This window comes from Pseudomonas edaphica, assembly GCF_005863185.1.
Classification (GTDB): Bacteria; Pseudomonadota; Gammaproteobacteria; order Pseudomonadales; family Pseudomonadaceae; genus Aquipseudomonas; species Aquipseudomonas edaphica.
On the sequence record NZ_VBVZ01000107.1, the window covers coordinates 1 to 13,899 of the forward strand.

At 60.4% G+C, this 13,899-nt stretch carries 14 protein-coding genes and 1 pseudogene; 7 read left to right on the top strand and 8 right to left on the bottom strand.

Annotation, left to right across the window (positions count from 1 at the left end):
* The 5 genes from FEM54_RS09585 to FEM54_RS34600 form a co-directional block, all read right to left on the bottom strand.
* Positions 1 to 1,516, bottom strand: a 1,516-nt coding sequence (locus tag FEM54_RS09585; RefSeq protein WP_138450624.1) for a hypothetical protein, incomplete at its 3' end; no start/stop codon positions are given.
* On the bottom strand, positions 1,513 to 2,394 hold the full coding sequence (locus tag FEM54_RS09590) for an endonuclease/exonuclease/phosphatase family protein (protein ID WP_370589433.1): 882 nt from the start codon (positions 2,392 to 2,394) through the stop codon (positions 1,513 to 1,515). The genes FEM54_RS09585 and FEM54_RS09590, both read right to left, overlap by 4 nt.
* Positions 2,395 to 2,401: 7 nt before the next feature.
* Entirely contained in the window at positions 2,402 to 3,037 is a 636-nt protein-coding gene (gene dsbA, locus FEM54_RS09595) for a thiol:disulfide interchange protein DsbA (protein ID WP_017139088.1), read from the bottom strand.
* A 170-nt stretch (positions 3,038 to 3,207) separates the two neighbouring features.
* The gene (locus FEM54_RS09605) at positions 3,208 to 3,849 is read right to left on the bottom strand and encodes a c-type cytochrome (RefSeq protein ID WP_017139089.1); all 642 of its coding nucleotides are present in this window, start codon (positions 3,847 to 3,849) and stop codon (positions 3,208 to 3,210) included.
* Between the two features lie 33 nt (positions 3,850 to 3,882).
* Positions 3,883 to 4,104, bottom strand: a complete 222-nt coding sequence (locus FEM54_RS34600) for a cytochrome (RefSeq protein ID WP_017139090.1) — start codon at positions 4,102 to 4,104, stop codon at positions 3,883 to 3,885.
* Positions 4,105 to 4,296: 192 nt separating this feature from the next.
* On the opposite strand from FEM54_RS34600, the gene yihA reads away from it, so the two are divergent.
* Complete coding sequence (gene yihA / locus FEM54_RS09615) at positions 4,297 to 4,938, top strand: ribosome biogenesis GTP-binding protein YihA/YsxC (protein ID WP_138450626.1); 642 nt, start codon at positions 4,297 to 4,299, stop codon at positions 4,936 to 4,938.
* A gap of 269 nt (positions 4,939 to 5,207) precedes the next feature.
* On the opposite strand, the gene polA is transcribed toward yihA, so the two are convergent.
* Positions 5,208 to 7,985, bottom strand: a complete 2,778-nt coding sequence (polA, locus tag FEM54_RS09620) for a DNA polymerase I (protein ID WP_099550161.1) — start codon at positions 7,983 to 7,985, stop codon at positions 5,208 to 5,210.
* A gap of 74 nt (positions 7,986 to 8,059) precedes the next feature.
* Between polA and FEM54_RS09625 the strand changes: the two genes are divergently transcribed.
* Both FEM54_RS09625 and FEM54_RS09630 read left to right on the top strand, forming a co-directional pair.
* Positions 8,060 to 8,350, top strand: coding sequence for a DUF2782 domain-containing protein (locus tag FEM54_RS09625; RefSeq protein WP_017139093.1), 291 nt, complete (start codon positions 8,060 to 8,062; stop codon positions 8,348 to 8,350).
* A 55-nt stretch (positions 8,351 to 8,405) separates the two neighbouring features.
* A complete protein-coding gene (locus FEM54_RS09630; protein ID WP_017139094.1) occupies positions 8,406 to 9,359 on the top strand; it encodes a homoserine kinase in 954 nt (317 codons plus the stop codon).
* Between the two features lie 121 nt (positions 9,360 to 9,480).
* On the opposite strand, the gene FEM54_RS09635 is transcribed toward FEM54_RS09630, so the two are convergent.
* A complete protein-coding gene (locus FEM54_RS09635; RefSeq protein WP_138450628.1) occupies positions 9,481 to 10,410 on the bottom strand; it encodes a zinc ABC transporter substrate-binding protein in 930 nt (309 codons plus the stop codon).
* Positions 10,411 to 10,468: 58 nt separating this feature from the next.
* Here FEM54_RS09635 and FEM54_RS09640 point away from each other — a divergent pair.
* From FEM54_RS09640 to FEM54_RS09655, 4 genes and pseudogenes are all read left to right on the top strand, one after another.
* Positions 10,469 to 10,941, top strand: a pseudogene (locus FEM54_RS09640) (Fur family transcriptional regulator).
* The gene (gene znuC, locus FEM54_RS09645; RefSeq protein ID WP_017139099.1) at positions 10,941 to 11,726 is read left to right on the top strand and encodes a zinc ABC transporter ATP-binding protein ZnuC; all 786 of its coding nucleotides are present in this window, start codon (positions 10,941 to 10,943) and stop codon (positions 11,724 to 11,726) included. The pseudogene FEM54_RS09640 and the gene znuC overlap by 1 nt, the downstream one beginning before the upstream one ends.
* Positions 11,719 to 12,507: a zinc ABC transporter permease subunit ZnuB gene (gene znuB, locus FEM54_RS09650; protein ID WP_017139100.1), complete on the top strand. Its 789-nt coding sequence runs from the start codon at positions 11,719 to 11,721 to the stop codon at positions 12,505 to 12,507. The genes znuC and znuB overlap by 8 nt, the downstream gene beginning before the upstream one ends.
* A 37-nt stretch (positions 12,508 to 12,544) precedes the next feature.
* Complete coding sequence (locus FEM54_RS09655; RefSeq protein ID WP_017139101.1) at positions 12,545 to 13,264, top strand: PA5502 family lipoprotein; 720 nt, start codon at positions 12,545 to 12,547, stop codon at positions 13,262 to 13,264.
* A 101-nt stretch (positions 13,265 to 13,365) separates the two neighbouring features.
* On the opposite strand, the gene FEM54_RS09660 is transcribed toward FEM54_RS09655, so the two are convergent.
* On the bottom strand, positions 13,366 to 13,899 hold a 534-nt coding region (locus tag FEM54_RS09660; RefSeq protein ID WP_171045815.1), incomplete at its 5' end, for a DJ-1/PfpI family protein.

A 13,899-nucleotide genomic window follows, 5' to 3' on the forward strand; every position in this document is an offset into this window, starting at 1 on the left:
CGGCCAGGCTTTTGAGCCGCGCCGCGACTTCCTGCTCGCGCTGGTCACGCTGCTGCCGGTGTTCGTCCATGGTGCCGAGCAAGCCTTCAAGGTGGCTTTCCAGCACATGCTTGAGGCTGTCCAGGTCAGCAGCTTCCTGCACGCTGCTTTGCAGGCCGTCGACCTGTTCACGGATCTGCGTATCCAGCTCCCGTGCGGCCGAGCGGCTGTCGGCGTGCCCCTCACTGGCCACCTGCAGATGGCCCTGGAAGGCTTCGAGGCGTTCATTAAGCTGCTTGAGGTAGGCCTCGAACTCATGCTGGCCACTGTCGGTAATCGCCAGCATCAGCACCGCCAGGTCATCGAGGATCGGCAGCAATTCGTACCAGTTCAAGCCGTGGGCCAAGCGCTCGCGCATGGCTTCGGCCTGGGGCCGGTGGCGCTCGGGTAAGGACAGATCCTCCAGCAAGCCAAGCAAGGTGTCTTCGATATGCTTGGCGACCGAGCTGTAGGACGGCTCGGGGGAGTCGGGCAGGGCGTAGGTGCCGTCCGGTTGCAGCGCATCGGGATCGGGCTCGCAGGGTTCCAGCACGGGCGGAAGCGACAGGCTGCCTATGAGCGTTTGATCTGGCGTGTCGACCTCAACCTGCGGCTCTTCGATAAATGCAGCAAGGGCGCTTTCGGGCGCGGCTTCCTCTAGTGCTGGCTCGGGCATCTCTGGCTCAGAGACTTCGTCAGGCCCGACGGGGGCTTGCTCCGGCGCCGGTGCCTCAAAGGCAAAGGCTTCGCGGGCGACTTCAGCCACTTTGACCGGCTCAGCGGGTTCAGGCTGCGCGGCGGCCGGCGTTACCGGCAATGGCGCAAAAGCGCGCAAGGCTTGGGTCAGCTCTTCGGATTGCACGGGCTCCAGTGGCTCGGGCGCGGCTTTGGCAGCAGCAGGTTTCGACGCCGGCGGTTGCGGTGCATAGAGCGGGGCAGATTCAACCACCGACGCCTCATTCGACACATCCTTTGCACCAAACAGGCGTTGCAGCAGGCCTGGTCCAGGGCGCGCAGCTTCGCCTTCAGGCTCCAGGTTATTTAGCGCCTGCCCTTGCAGGCTGCTCAATTCGCTGAGCAGCAGCGGGATCTCACGCGCCTGGCCGACTCGGCCATCAAGCTGTTTGGCGAAGGTTTTCAGCGGGCGGGCGACTTCACGCGGCAGAGGCAGTTTCTGCAACTGCGCAACTAAGGCAGTCAGCGCAGTGCTGATCTGGTCGACCCGGGTTTCGCGGCGCTGCTCCGAGTCGAGCACGGCTTTTTCCAGGCGTGGCAGCAAGGCGGCGAGGGCAGCGTCCATGTCGTCGGTACGCACCACATCGCGCATTTCTTTCATGCATTGATCAACCGCACGGTCGGTGCCTTCCGCCGCCAGCGTGCTGCGCACCAGGCCTCGGCGCAACAGGTCGAGGCGGGCAGCCCAGCGGCGTTCGAGCTTATCTTGCTGCTCAACGCTTTTAAGGTATTTCTCTTTCCAGCGCTGGGCGTCGTCGCTCATGCAAGGGGTCCGCGTGGGCCTGGGCTCAACGCGGGTAATGCATCAGCCGTGAGCGAACCCGGCAGACGAATCTCTACCGCGACGGGCAGGTGATCGGAAATGGGCTGCGCCAGCACCTGCACACTTTCCAGTGTAAGGCTGGGGCTGAGCAGGATATGGTCGAGACAGCGTTGCGGGCGCCAGCTGGGAAACGTGGCTTCGACTTGCGGCGCCAGTAACCCGAGGTCGCGCAACGGGGAATTCTGCAACAGGTCGGTGGCATGGGTGTTCATGTCACCCATCAGCACCTGGTGTTTGTAGTTGCCGATCAGATCACGCACGTAGGCCAACTGGAGGTTGCGTGTACGCGCTCCAAGCGCCAGGTGCATCATCACCACCACCAAGGCTTCCGGGCCTTCGCCGAAACGCACAAGAATCGCGCCGCGCCCTTTTGGGCCGGGCAACGGGTGATCTTCGATGGCTGTCGGCTTCAAGCGGCTGAGCACGCCATTGCTGTGCTGTGCCAGGCGCCCGAGGTTGCGGTTGAGTTGCTGATACCAATAAGGGAAAGCACCGAGATGGGCGAGATGCTCCACCTGATTGACATAACCGGAGCGCATGCTGCCGCCGTCGGCTTCCTGCAAGGCGACCAGATCGAAGTCGTTGAGCAGGTCGCCGATTTTCTGCAGATTACCGGTACGCCCTTTGTGCGGCAGCAGATGCTGCCAGCCACGGGTGAGGTAGTGCCGATACTTCTCGGTACTGTTGCCCACCTGAATATTGAAGCTGAGCAGCCGCAGACGACTGTCTGCCGGCAAGCCCGTGGACTCCAGGTGGTGTTCGTTGACCCGCGGTTCATGCAGGCCAACGCTACGTTCAGTACCCCAGCCGCGCATGATGGCCCCCTTACTTGGCTGCGCGCTCTTTAGCGATCAGTTGGTCGGCAACATTGAGGGTTTGCTCAGGACCACCGGTAGTGCCCAGGTCGAAACGGTATTTGCCGTTGACGATCATGGTCGGTACGCCTTGTACGCCGTACTTCTGGGCGAGTTCCTTGGCCTGTTTGATTTGGCCCTGGATAGCGAAGGAGTTGAAGGTGGCCAGGAACTTGTCCTTGTCGACGCCTTGGGTGGCAACAAAGTCAGCCATTTCGTCAGGCTTGGTCAGGCGCTTGCCTTCTTTTTGAATCGCATTAAATACAGCGTTGTGAACCTTGTGCTCGACACCCATGGCTTCCAGGGTCAGGAACAGTTGGCCGTGGGCATCCCATGGGCCGCCGAACATGGCCGGGATGCGTCGGAAGTTAACGTCGGACGGAAGTTTTTCGGCCCAAGGATTGATAGTCGGCTCAAAGGCGTAGCAATGCGGGCAGCCATACCAGAACAGCTCCACCACTTCGATCTTGCCTGGCTCCGAGACCGGAACCGGGTTGGCCAATTCAACGTAGGTTTTACCGGCTTCAAGCGGCACGTCGGCAGCTTGCGCGGTCATGCCGAAAAGGCTGACAGTGACGAGAGCGGCGCTGAGGATCAGATTACGCATGCTTTACTCCTGGACAAATAAAGTCGCCTCACGCGACCTTTAGTTGTGACAGGTCTACGCGGGCATGAGTTCGTTAGTGTAACGGCACCGGCCACAAAAAAGGGCGGCCTAAGCCACCCTTTTTATGCTTGCATCGATGGATTAATCGAGCGTTAACGTCGCAGGTCCAATCAGTGCAGGCCCTGAATATAGCTGGACAGCGCTTCGATATCTTTATCCGAAAGTTTCGCCGCAATGTCAGTCATCATTTTGTTGCTGGCATCGCCATCGATGGAGCGAACCTTCTCGCGGAAGTCCTTCAACTGCTTGGCTGTGTATTGGGCGTGCTGACCACTCAGGTGGGGAAAACCCGCCTCGGCCAGCCCACTGCCACCTGCGATGTGACAAGCCTTACAGGCAGGCATGCCACCGATAGGTTGGTCTTCAGCGAGTTTGCCGCCTTGAAACAACGCCTGGCCTTTATCAACGAGCTTCGGATCAGCAGCTCCCACACTGCCTTTCTGGCTGGCAAAATACGCCGCGATGTCCGCCAGGTCCTGATCGCTGAGATTAGTCAGCAAGCCGGTCATTTCCAGCACCGTGCGCTTGCCGTCCTTGATGTCGTGCATCTGCTTGGTCAGGTAACGCTCACCCTGGCCTGCCAGTTTGGGGAAGTTCGGCGCCGGGCTGTTGCCATCCGGTCCATGGCAAGCACCACATACGGCGGCTTTCGCTTGACCGGCAGTGGCATCACCTTTAAGGGGGCCCTCTGCAGCGACGGCAGCGCCAGTGATGCCCAAGGTCAACAGCAGACTCACGATCAGTTTGTTCATCAGCTAATCCAACTACGGCTAAGGGTTTAAGAGTTATCTACCGGGTTTACTCACCATCAACGCGTTGATGGCCTGGTAATCCTCAGTACTGCAGTCCATGCACAAACCACGCGGCGGCATTGCCTTGAAACCCTGAGTCACGTGTTGCATCAGCGTAGCCATGCAAACTCGGTTGTACAGCGCCTCTGGATCCTGTGTAGCCTGAGCGCCTAAAAGCGCGATCAGGACACCAAAAGCGCATAACCATCGGGTCATACATCGACCTTTTCAGGGTTTGAGAGCGTTTTGCGTTCTAATGCGCAATGAAGGTCTTTCGCTCCCGTGAACTTCATCCTTCGCTGGGACAAAGCACACACAAAATCTGCGGCATTATATACTGGCGCTACTGAAACGGAAACGACACCGCTTGCCGCACCCTTTCTCGGCACCGCCCACATCGGAAATCTCATGCAACTCAAGAATCCCATCCTCGGCCTGTGCCAACAGTCCACGTTCATGCTCAGCGCCGCCAAAGTGGACCAATGCCCCGATGACGAGGGCTTTGAAGTCGCCTTTGCCGGCCGTTCCAACGCCGGTAAGTCCAGCGCGCTGAACACCCTGACCCACGCCAGCCTGGCGCGCACCTCGAAAACCCCGGGCCGCACGCAGCTGCTCAATTTCTTCAAGCTAGACGATGATCGGCGTCTGGTCGACCTGCCGGGCTACGGTTATGCAAAAGTACCCATCCCGTTGAAGCTGCACTGGCAGCGTCACCTTGAGGCTTACCTGGGTGGCCGCGAGAGTTTGAAGGGCTTGATTCTGATGATGGACATCCGTCATCCAATGACCGATTTCGACCTGCTGATGCTCGATTGGGCCGTCGCCAGCGACATGCCGATGCATATCCTGCTGACCAAGGCCGACAAGCTGACCTACGGCGCAGCCAAGAACACCTTGCTCAAAGTGCAGTCCGAAATCCGTAAAGGTTGGGGCGACGCGATCACCATCCAGTTGTTCTCGGCGCCCAAGCGCATGGGCCTGGAAGACGCTTACACCGTGCTGGCCGGCTGGATGGAATTAGCTGACAAGGGCGCGGAAATCGCCGAATAACTTTTGCGCAGGCAAAAAAAACCCCGGACTTCGTATGGGGAGGGGAAGTTCGGGGTCCAAGTTCCGGACCGCTAGGGCGGGGTCCAGATATCTGCCAACACTTAACACAACATAGGAGCATTGAAGGGCTTCACCACCCATTCAGTAACTCTGAGTAGCAGTTCACGGGTTAAGTTCCGGCAGGTCAAAAAAACTATTGGAAATAACCTGCGACGCCTTTTGATCTAAAGCGCTCTGCCATCACCCTCGGCAATGGCAGAGCCGCGCTGTCAGTGTGCTTCGTCCCAGTTATCGCCCACGCCCACGTCTACCACCAAAGGCACGTCAAGCTTGGCCGCCGCGCTCATATGCTCGCGGATCTTCTCGCTGACTTGCGCCACCAGATCCTCTCGCACCTCAAGCACCAATTCATCGTGCACCTGCAGGATCACCTTGGCATCCAGGCCCGACTCGGTCAGCCAGTTGTCCACCAGCACCATGGCTTTCTTGATGATGTCCGCCGCGGTGCCCTGCATCGGCGCGTTAATCGCTGTGCGTTCTGCGGCCGCGCGCTCCTGAGGCTTGTTGGAGTTGATGTCCGGCAGATACAGCCGACGCCCAAAGAAGGTTTCGACATAACCCTGGTCGGCCGCCTGGGCGCGGGTGCGCTCCATGTATTCACGCACGCCTGGATAGCGCGCAAAGTACACATCAATGTAGGCCTTGGCGGTCTTGGTATCCACGCCAATGTCCTTGCCGAGCTTCTGCGCGCCCATGCCGTAGATCAGGCCAAAGTTGATCGCCTTGGCACTGCGGCGCTGGTTGGACGTGACCTCTGTCAGCTCAACCTTGAACACTTCGGCGGCGGTGGCGGTGTGCACGTCCAAGTCATTACGGAACGCATTCATCAGCCCCTCGTCCTTGGACAAATGCGCCATGATCCGCAGCTCGATCTGCGAATAGTCCGCCGCCAGCAACTTGTAGCCTTTAGGCGCGACAAACGCCTGGCGAATGCGCCGCCCTTCGGCGGTGCGCACCGGGATGTTCTGCAGGTTCGGATCACTGGACGACAAACGCCCGGTCGCCGCCACCGCCTGATGATAAGACGTGTGAATACGCCCGGTACGCGGGTTGATCTGCTCCGGCAGGCGGTCGGTGTAGGTGCTTTTGAGCTTGCTCATGCTGCGGTACTGCATCAGTACCTTGGGCAACAGGAAGTCATCTTCGGCCAGCTTGGCCAATACTTCTTCAGCCGTGGACGCCTGGCCTTTGCCGGTCTTTTTCAATACCGGCAAACCGAGCTTCTCGTAAAGAATCGCCCCGAGTTGCTTGGGCGAGCCCAGGTTGAACTCTTCACCGGCGATCTCAAACGCCTGGCGCTCCAGCTCAACCATCTTGTTGCCCAGCTCGATACTCTGGATGCCCAGCAGCGCCTTATCCACCAATGCGCCTTGACGCTCGATACGCGCCAGCACCGGCACCAAGGGTATTTCAATGTCCGTCAGCACACTGGCAAGGCTTGGAATGGCTTCAAGCTGCGCATGCAAAGCCTGGTGCAGGCGCAGCGTCACGTCGGCATCTTCGGCCGCATAAGGGCCGGCTTGCTCAAGCGGGATCTGGTCGAACGTCAGCTGCTTGGCGCCCTTGCCGGCGATGTCCTGGAAGCTGACAGTGTCGTAGTCCAGGTACTTCTTGGCCAGGCTGTCCATGTCGTGCCGGGTCGCGGTGGAGTTCAGCACATAGGATTCGAGCATGGTGTCGAAAGCGATGCCGCGCACGGTAATACCGTTGGCCTGGTCGCCGCCGATGGCACAGTTGGCCAGGATGTTCATATCAAACTTGGCGTGCTGGCCGACCTTGAGCTTGGTCGCGTCCTCCAGCAATGGCTTCAAGGCCAGCAGTACCGTGTCACGGTCCAGTTGCTGCGGCGCGCCGATGTAGGAATGGGTCAGCGGGATGTAAGCTGCTTCATGGGGCTGCACGGCAAAGGAAACCCCGACCAATTGCGCCTGTTGCGCATCGATCCCGGTGGTTTCGGTGTCGAACGCGAACAATTTTGCCGCGTTGAGTTTTTTCAGCCAGGCGTCGAATGTCGCCTGGTCGAGGATGGTGGTGTAAGACGCTTCTGCGGGTGCCACCACTTCGATGGCCTCCTCAACAACAGGGGCAGCCTTGAGCTCAACGCGCTTGGCATCGCGCTGAATTTCATCAAACCAGCTCTTGAACTCCAGCAGCGTGTACAGCTCCAGCAGCTTTTCGCGGTCCGGTTCGATCAGGTGCAAATCATCCAGGCCCACATCCAGCGGCACGTCGACCTTGATCGTCGCCAGTTGATAGGACAGGAATGCCATCTCCTTATGCTCTTCCAACTTGGCCGGCAGGGTCTTGGCCCCGCGGATCGGCAAGGTCGGCACGATATCCAACTGCTCATACAGCTCTTTGATGCCGCCATTCACGCCCACCAGCAAGCCGGAAGCCGTCTTCGGACCAATCCCCGGCACGCCTGGGATGTTGTCGGACGAATCGCCCATCAGCGCCAGATAATCGATGATCTGCTCCGGAGCGACACCGAATTTCTCCTTCACGCCCTCGATGTCCATCGAGCTACCGGTCATGGTGTTGACCAAGGTAATGTGCCCGTCCACCAGCTGCGCCATGTCCTTGTCGCCGGTAGAAATCACTACCGGGCGGTCAGCCGCCGCGCTGCTGCGGGCCAGGGTGCCGATCACATCATCGGCTTCGACGCCTTCAACGCACAGCAACGGGAAGCCCAGGGCGATCACACTCTGGTGCAGTGGCTCGATTTGCAGGCGCATGTCATCGGGCATGCTGGGGCGGTTAGCCTTGTATTCGGCGTACATCTCATCGCGAAAGGTCCCACCCTTGGCGTCGAACACCACCGCGAACGGGCTGTTTGGGTACTGCTTGCGCAGGCTTTTGAGCATGTTCAACACGCCCTTGACCGCACCGGTCGGCAGGCCTTTGGAGGTGGTCAGCGGTGGCAGCGCGTGGAAGGCGCGGTACAGATAAGAAGAACCGTCCACCAGGACGAGGGGGGCTTGGCTCATGAGCAGGATCAACCTTTTCGGCGGGTCAGGCGCTAGAATAGCCGGACCAATGACGACAAAGGGACAAGGTTATCATGCGTACAGTAAATCGCCTGTTGTTGACCGGCTTGATTGCACTCACCCCGATAGTGGCCATGGCGGCGGATACTGCGCCGTCGGGCGACCCGGAAGTTACCATTCGCACGGAAGGCGACAAGACCATTCAGGAATACCGCCAGAATGGCTTCCTGTACGCAATTAAGGTGACGCAAAAAGGCTTTCCACCGTATTTCCTGGTGCGCGCGGACGGAACCGATGCGAACTTCATCCGCTCTGACCAGCCGGATATGCTGATCCCGTCATGGAAGATCTTCGAATGGAAATGATTTCTTAACTTAAATTGGCGCCGCGCACTGCGGCGCCCGTACTGGCAGCTTAAACATGTCTGTGTTCACCCCCCTGGCTCGGCCCGAGCTGGAAACCTTTCTCGCCCCTTACGGGCTCGGCCGCCTGCTTGATTTCCAGGGGATTGCCGCCGGTAGCGAAAACACCAACTTCTTTATCAGCCTGGAACAGGGCGAATTCGTCCTGACTCTGGTTGAGCGCGGCCCAGTGGCGGAAATGCCGTTCTTCATCGAACTGCTAGACGTGCTCCACGACGCCGACCTGCCGGTGCCTTACGCACTGCGTACCACCGATGGCATGGCGCTTCGCGAACTCAAAGGCAAACCGGCGCTGTTGCAGCCGCGCCTGGCCGGCAAGCACATAAAGGACGCCAACGCGCAGCATTGCGCCCAGGTCGGCGACCTGCTCGGCCACCTGCACCTGGCGACGCAAGGCGATAAAGTGCTGGAGCGCAAGACCGATCGCGGCCTGGAGTGGATGCTCACTGAAGGCGCGCAGCTTATTTCACACCTGAACGAAGCCCAGCAGCGTCTGCTGCAAGCGTCCTTGAGCGAAATCGAAGCCCACAAGGCCGACATCCTCGCCCTGCCGCGCGCCAACGTACACGCCGACCTGTTCCGCGACAACGCGATGTTCGAAGGCACCCACCTCACCGGTTTGATCGACTTCTACAACGCCTGCTCAGGCCCGATGCTCTACGACGTGGCAATCGCCTTGAATGACTGGTGCTCCGACGCCGATGGCGTGATTGATGGGCAACGCGCCCGCGCGTTGCTGGGCGCCTACGCGGGGCTGCGGCCGTTTACCGCCAAGGAGGCCGAGCTGTGGCCGACCCTGCTGCGCGTTGCGTGCGTGCGTTTCTGGCTGTCACGCCTGATCGCCGCAGAATCGTTTGCCGGGCAGGATGTGTTGATCCATGACCCGGCGGAGTTCGAGCATCGGCTGGCGCAGCGCCAGCAGGTCACAGTCCACCTGCCGTTCGCGCTCTAGTACTCGACTCGGTCAATGTGGGAGCTGGCTTGTCGAATCGTCGCACCGCTGCGATAGCGGTGTGTCATTCGACATCGCCATCGCAGGCAAGCCAGCTCCCACAGTCATTCTGTGTTGGCTGTTAGAGCGACTCCAGGCACCCGGCCAAGTCATTCCCCAGCTTTTCCAGTACCTGCTCATAACCCTGCGCCGTCGCCGGGGTATAGCCACCCAACGCATCCAGCTCTGCCAACTTCACCGGCAAGCCCGCCACCAAAGTCTCGGCCAAACGCGGACGCAACGGCGGCTCGCTGAACACGCACGTCTTACCCACTTCCTGCAAACGCGTACGCATCGCGGCAACATGCTGAGCGCCCGGCTGCACTTCGGCGGCCACGCTGAACACGCCCGTGTGCTTGAGCCCGTAAGCGTCTTCGAAGTAATCAAATGCCTCGTGGAACACGAAGTACGGCTTGTCGCCGACGGTGGACAGGCGCGCCTTCAAGCGTGCATCCAAAGCATCCAGACGCTCATCGAACGCCTTCACATTGCTCTGATAACGCGCAGCGTTGGCCGGGTCGGCAGTGCTGAGGTCAGACGCCATGCGCGCAGCGATCACGCGGGCATTGACCGTCGACAACCACAAGTGCGCATCCAGGCTGCCAGGGCGGTGATCGTGGTCGTGTTCGTCGGCATCATCGGCATGCGAGTGGCTATCTTCGGCGAACCGACGCAACTTCATCCCAGGCAAGTCTTGAACTGCCACGGTCGGCAGGCTACGCCCCTTGAGCACGCGTGGCAGGAAGCTTTCCATGTCCGCGCCGATCCAATACAGCAGGTCTACCGACTGCACGCGCCGTACGTCGGATGGGCGCAAGGCATAGTTATGCGGCGATGCGCCAGGCGGCAACAGCACCTCTGGAATCGCCACGCCGTCCTGCACAGCGGCGGCGATCAACTGCAACGGTTTGATGCTGGTCAGCACCTTGACCTCAGCCTGAGCGGCCCCGGTGATGAACAAACTGGTGACAAATACGACAAAAACGGGAAAAAGTCGGGACACGATGACCACTCAATGGCGTAGGAACAGGTAACATAATAACGTCTCTATCAAATGTCTGTCGCCGCTCATGCCTAAAACACCGCTTGCCAGCCGTCCCCACGACCACTCTCACTGCGTACACCGGAGGCCGATACCCTGTGCGCGCAGAAAGGCTTGCGCCTGACCGCCCTGCGTCGTCGGGTGCTGGAGCTGGTGTGGCAAAGTCACAAGCCTCTGGGCGCCTACGACATTCTTGGCGTGCTCAGCGAGCAGGACGGCCGCCGCGCCGCGCCGCCGACGGTGTACCGCGCGCTGGACTTCCTGCTGGAAAACGGCCTGGTGCATCGCATCGCATCGCTCAACGCCTTTGTCGGCTGCAGCCACCCGGAACACGCGCACCAGGGCCAATTCCTGATCTGCCGCGAATGCCACGCCGCCATCGAGCTTGAACAAAAAAGCATCAGCGACGCCATCATCAAAAGCTCCGCCGACGTGGGCTTTAAGGTCGAAGGGCAAACGGTCGAAGTGGTCGGGCTCTGCTCCGGTTGCCAGGGGGCTTGATGAGCAACGCGTTAATCCGCCTGGAGCAGGTTGGGGTCACGTTCGCCGGGCAAAACGTACTGGATAACATCGCATTGAGCGTGGAGCCAGGGCAGATCGTGACGCTGATCGGCCCCAATGGCGCCGGCAAGACCACGCTGGTGCGCGCCGTGCTTGGCCTGCTCAAGCCCGACAGCGGCAGCGTGTGGCGCAAGCCCAAGCTGCGCGTCGGTTACATGCCGCAAAAATTACACGTCGATCCAACGCTGCCGCTGTCGGTACTGCGCTTCCTGCGCCTGGTGCCTGGCGTCGACCGCGCACGCGCACAAGCGGCGCTTAAGGAAGTCGGTGCCGAACAGGTTATCGACAGCCCGGTGCAGAGCATCTCCGGCGGCGAGATGCAGCGCGTACTGCTGGCGCGCGCCTTGTTGCGCGAACCCGAGCTACTGGTACTTGATGAACCCGTGCAAGGCGTGGATGTTGCCGGCCAGGCCGAGCTGTACAGCCTGATCACCCGCCTGCGTGACCGCCATGGCTGCGGCGTGCTGATGGTCTCCCACGACTTGCACCTGGTGATGAGCACCACGGATCAAGTGGTGTGCCTCAACCGCCACGTATGCTGCTCCGGCCACCCGGAACAGGTGAGCGGCGACCCGGCATTCGTCGAGCTGTTCGGCAAAAACGCGCAGAGCCTGGCGATCTATCACCACCATCACGATCACGCCCATGATTTGCATGGCGCTGTGGTCGACGATCCCGCTACGCCTCAACCCCACGTTCATGGAGATAGCTGCAAGCATGGCTGATTTTCTGCTCTACGCCCTGCTGGCAGGCTTGGCTTTGGCACTGGTGGCGGGCCCATTGGGCTCGTTCGTGGTCTGGCGGCGCATGGCCTACTTTGGCGACACGTTGTCGCATGCCGCGCTGCTGGGCGTGGCCATGGGCTTTCTGCTGGATGTGAGCCCGACCATCGCCGTCACTGTGGGCTGCCTATTACTGGCAGTGCTGCTGGTAACCCTGCAACAGCGCCAGCCGCTGGCCTCGGACACGCTGCTGGGCATTCTGGCGCCAAGCACGCTGTCGCTGGGCCTGGTGGTGCTGAGCTTCATGCATGAAGTACGCATCGACCTGATGGCCTACCTGTTCGGCGATTTGCTGGCGATCAGCCCCACTGACCTTGCCTGGATCCTCGGCGGCAGCGCCGCTGTGCTGGTGCTGCTGGTGGCCTTGTGGCGCCCGTTGCTGGCAATTACCGTGCACGAAGAGCTGGCCACCGTCGAAGGTTTGCCCGTACCGGCGCTGCGCATGACCCTGATGCTGTTGATCGCCGTGGTGATTGCTGTCGCAATGAAGATTGTCGGCGTATTGTTGATCACGTCGCTGCTGATCATTCCCGCAGCCGCCGCCCAGCGCCATGCCCGCTCACCGGAGCAGATGGCGATCGGCGCCAGCCTGCTGGGCATGCTCGCCGTGTGCGGGGGCCTGGCGCTGTCCTGGTTCAAGGACACGCCGGCCGGGCCGTCGATTGTGGTCACGGCCGCCGCCCTGTTTCTGCTGAGTTTTGTCCTGCCCCGTCGAGGGGTGTAGACTTGCTCGCTTTTTGCGCAAATAGAGAGTCGCAGGAATGAAGCCGTTCAACTCCCGTTATCTGCTCCTTGCCGCATTTTCCCTGCTGCTGGGCGCCTGCCAAAGCACACCGCCCGCCGCCCCCGAGGCGCAGGACCCGCGTGCTGCGGCCATCGCGCAGCTGGAGCAAAACCTGGCCAGCAGTGAACTGGCCACCGCCGAAGACGAGCTGGCCGCATTACAGGCCCAGTCGCCCAACGACCCAGCCCTGGAAACCTACCAGCGCCAATTGGCCGAAGCCTACTTGCAACGCAGCCAGATCGTATTGCAAAAAGGTGATGTAAATGCCGCCGCTACGGCGTTAAGCCGCGCACGCGCCTTGATGCCCAAGGCTCCGGCGCTTACTGGCGGCGTCAACAGCGCCATCAGCCACGCCCGCAAAGCCGAGCTGGATAAAGCCGAAGCCGCCTTGAAAGCTGCCGAGGCCAAGCCACCCGCCAAGGTCATCGACCCGGCGGCTCAAAGCACCACGGTTGCGTTGAACCTCACCGATATTGAAGAACTTCGCCATCAGTTGGATGCGATCGCCACCGATGTGGTGAATTACCAGTGCGACGTGACCATTCAGGCGCCGCGCACCCAGGATTACCCATGGCTGGCCACACTGCTGACCAAACGGGTGAAGCGCATTGATTCGGCGTATGACCTGAAGATTCACCGGCAGATTGTGAAACACATCCCGGCGCAGGTTGTGTTGATTCCGCGCAAAACCGAGTAAAGCCATCGCAGGCAAGCCAGCTCCCACCTTTTGAACTGTGAATACAGTCAAATGTGGGAGCTGGCTTGCCTGCGATAGCGGTCTAACAAACACCCAAAAGCTTAAGCCGGAATCGCCTTGGCCTTAGGCTCCCGCGCCCACACCCGATGCTGCGCAATCGCCGCAAAGAATGCCTTGAACGCCTTGGCATCCGCTCCCACGATCAACCCCGCATCCGCCTCCAGCTTAAGCTGCTCCAGCAACGGCTTGGCATCACTGGCAAGCGCAATCGCCTTCAGATGCTTGTACGCCTCCAACAGGAAGTGCAACGCCACGCCGTCGCCACTCAAGGCCTTGATCGACTCTTTACCGCCCGGCACGAACACCGCATCAAACGCCACCGACGGCATGCCTTCCATCGACGCATCCACCGGCAGGCTCTTGCCATCCGCAGTCTTCACCGGTGCCGACGTCGGCCCCAGCACCTTGGCATGCGCACCTTCGGCGGCCAGCGCTTTCTTCAACGCCGCAATCGCTGCGCCATCCACACCGTTAGCCGCAAGAATTGCGACTTTGCGTGTTTTGATGTCGCCCGACAGCAGGTTCACCTGGCTCAACGCCGGCGACTCTTTCAGCGACGTCTTGCGCGGCGGTAC

Coding starts and splice junctions, on each gene's coding strand:
- dsbA (WP_017139088.1), bottom strand. CDS start 3,037: ATGCGTAATCTGATCCTCAGCGCCGCTCTCGTCACTGTCAGCCTTTTC.
- FEM54_RS09605 (WP_017139089.1), bottom strand. CDS start 3,849: ATGAACAAACTGATCGTGAGTCTGCTGTTGACCTTGGGCATCACTGGC.
- FEM54_RS34600 (WP_017139090.1), bottom strand. CDS start 4,104: ATGACCCGATGGTTATGCGCTTTTGGTGTCCTGATCGCGCTTTTAGGC.
- yihA (WP_138450626.1), top strand. CDS start 4,297: ATGCAACTCAAGAATCCCATCCTCGGCCTGTGCCAACAGTCCACGTTC.
- polA (WP_099550161.1), bottom strand. CDS start 7,985: ATGAGCCAAGCCCCCCTCGTCCTGGTGGACGGTTCTTCTTATCTGTAC.
- FEM54_RS09625 (WP_017139093.1), top strand. CDS start 8,060: ATGCGTACAGTAAATCGCCTGTTGTTGACCGGCTTGATTGCACTCACC.
- FEM54_RS09630 (WP_017139094.1), top strand. CDS start 8,406: ATGTCTGTGTTCACCCCCCTGGCTCGGCCCGAGCTGGAAACCTTTCTC.
- znuC (WP_017139099.1), top strand. CDS start 10,941: ATGAGCAACGCGTTAATCCGCCTGGAGCAGGTTGGGGTCACGTTCGCC.
- znuB (WP_017139100.1), top strand. CDS start 11,719: ATGGCTGATTTTCTGCTCTACGCCCTGCTGGCAGGCTTGGCTTTGGCA.
- FEM54_RS09655 (WP_017139101.1), top strand. CDS start 12,545: ATGAAGCCGTTCAACTCCCGTTATCTGCTCCTTGCCGCATTTTCCCTG.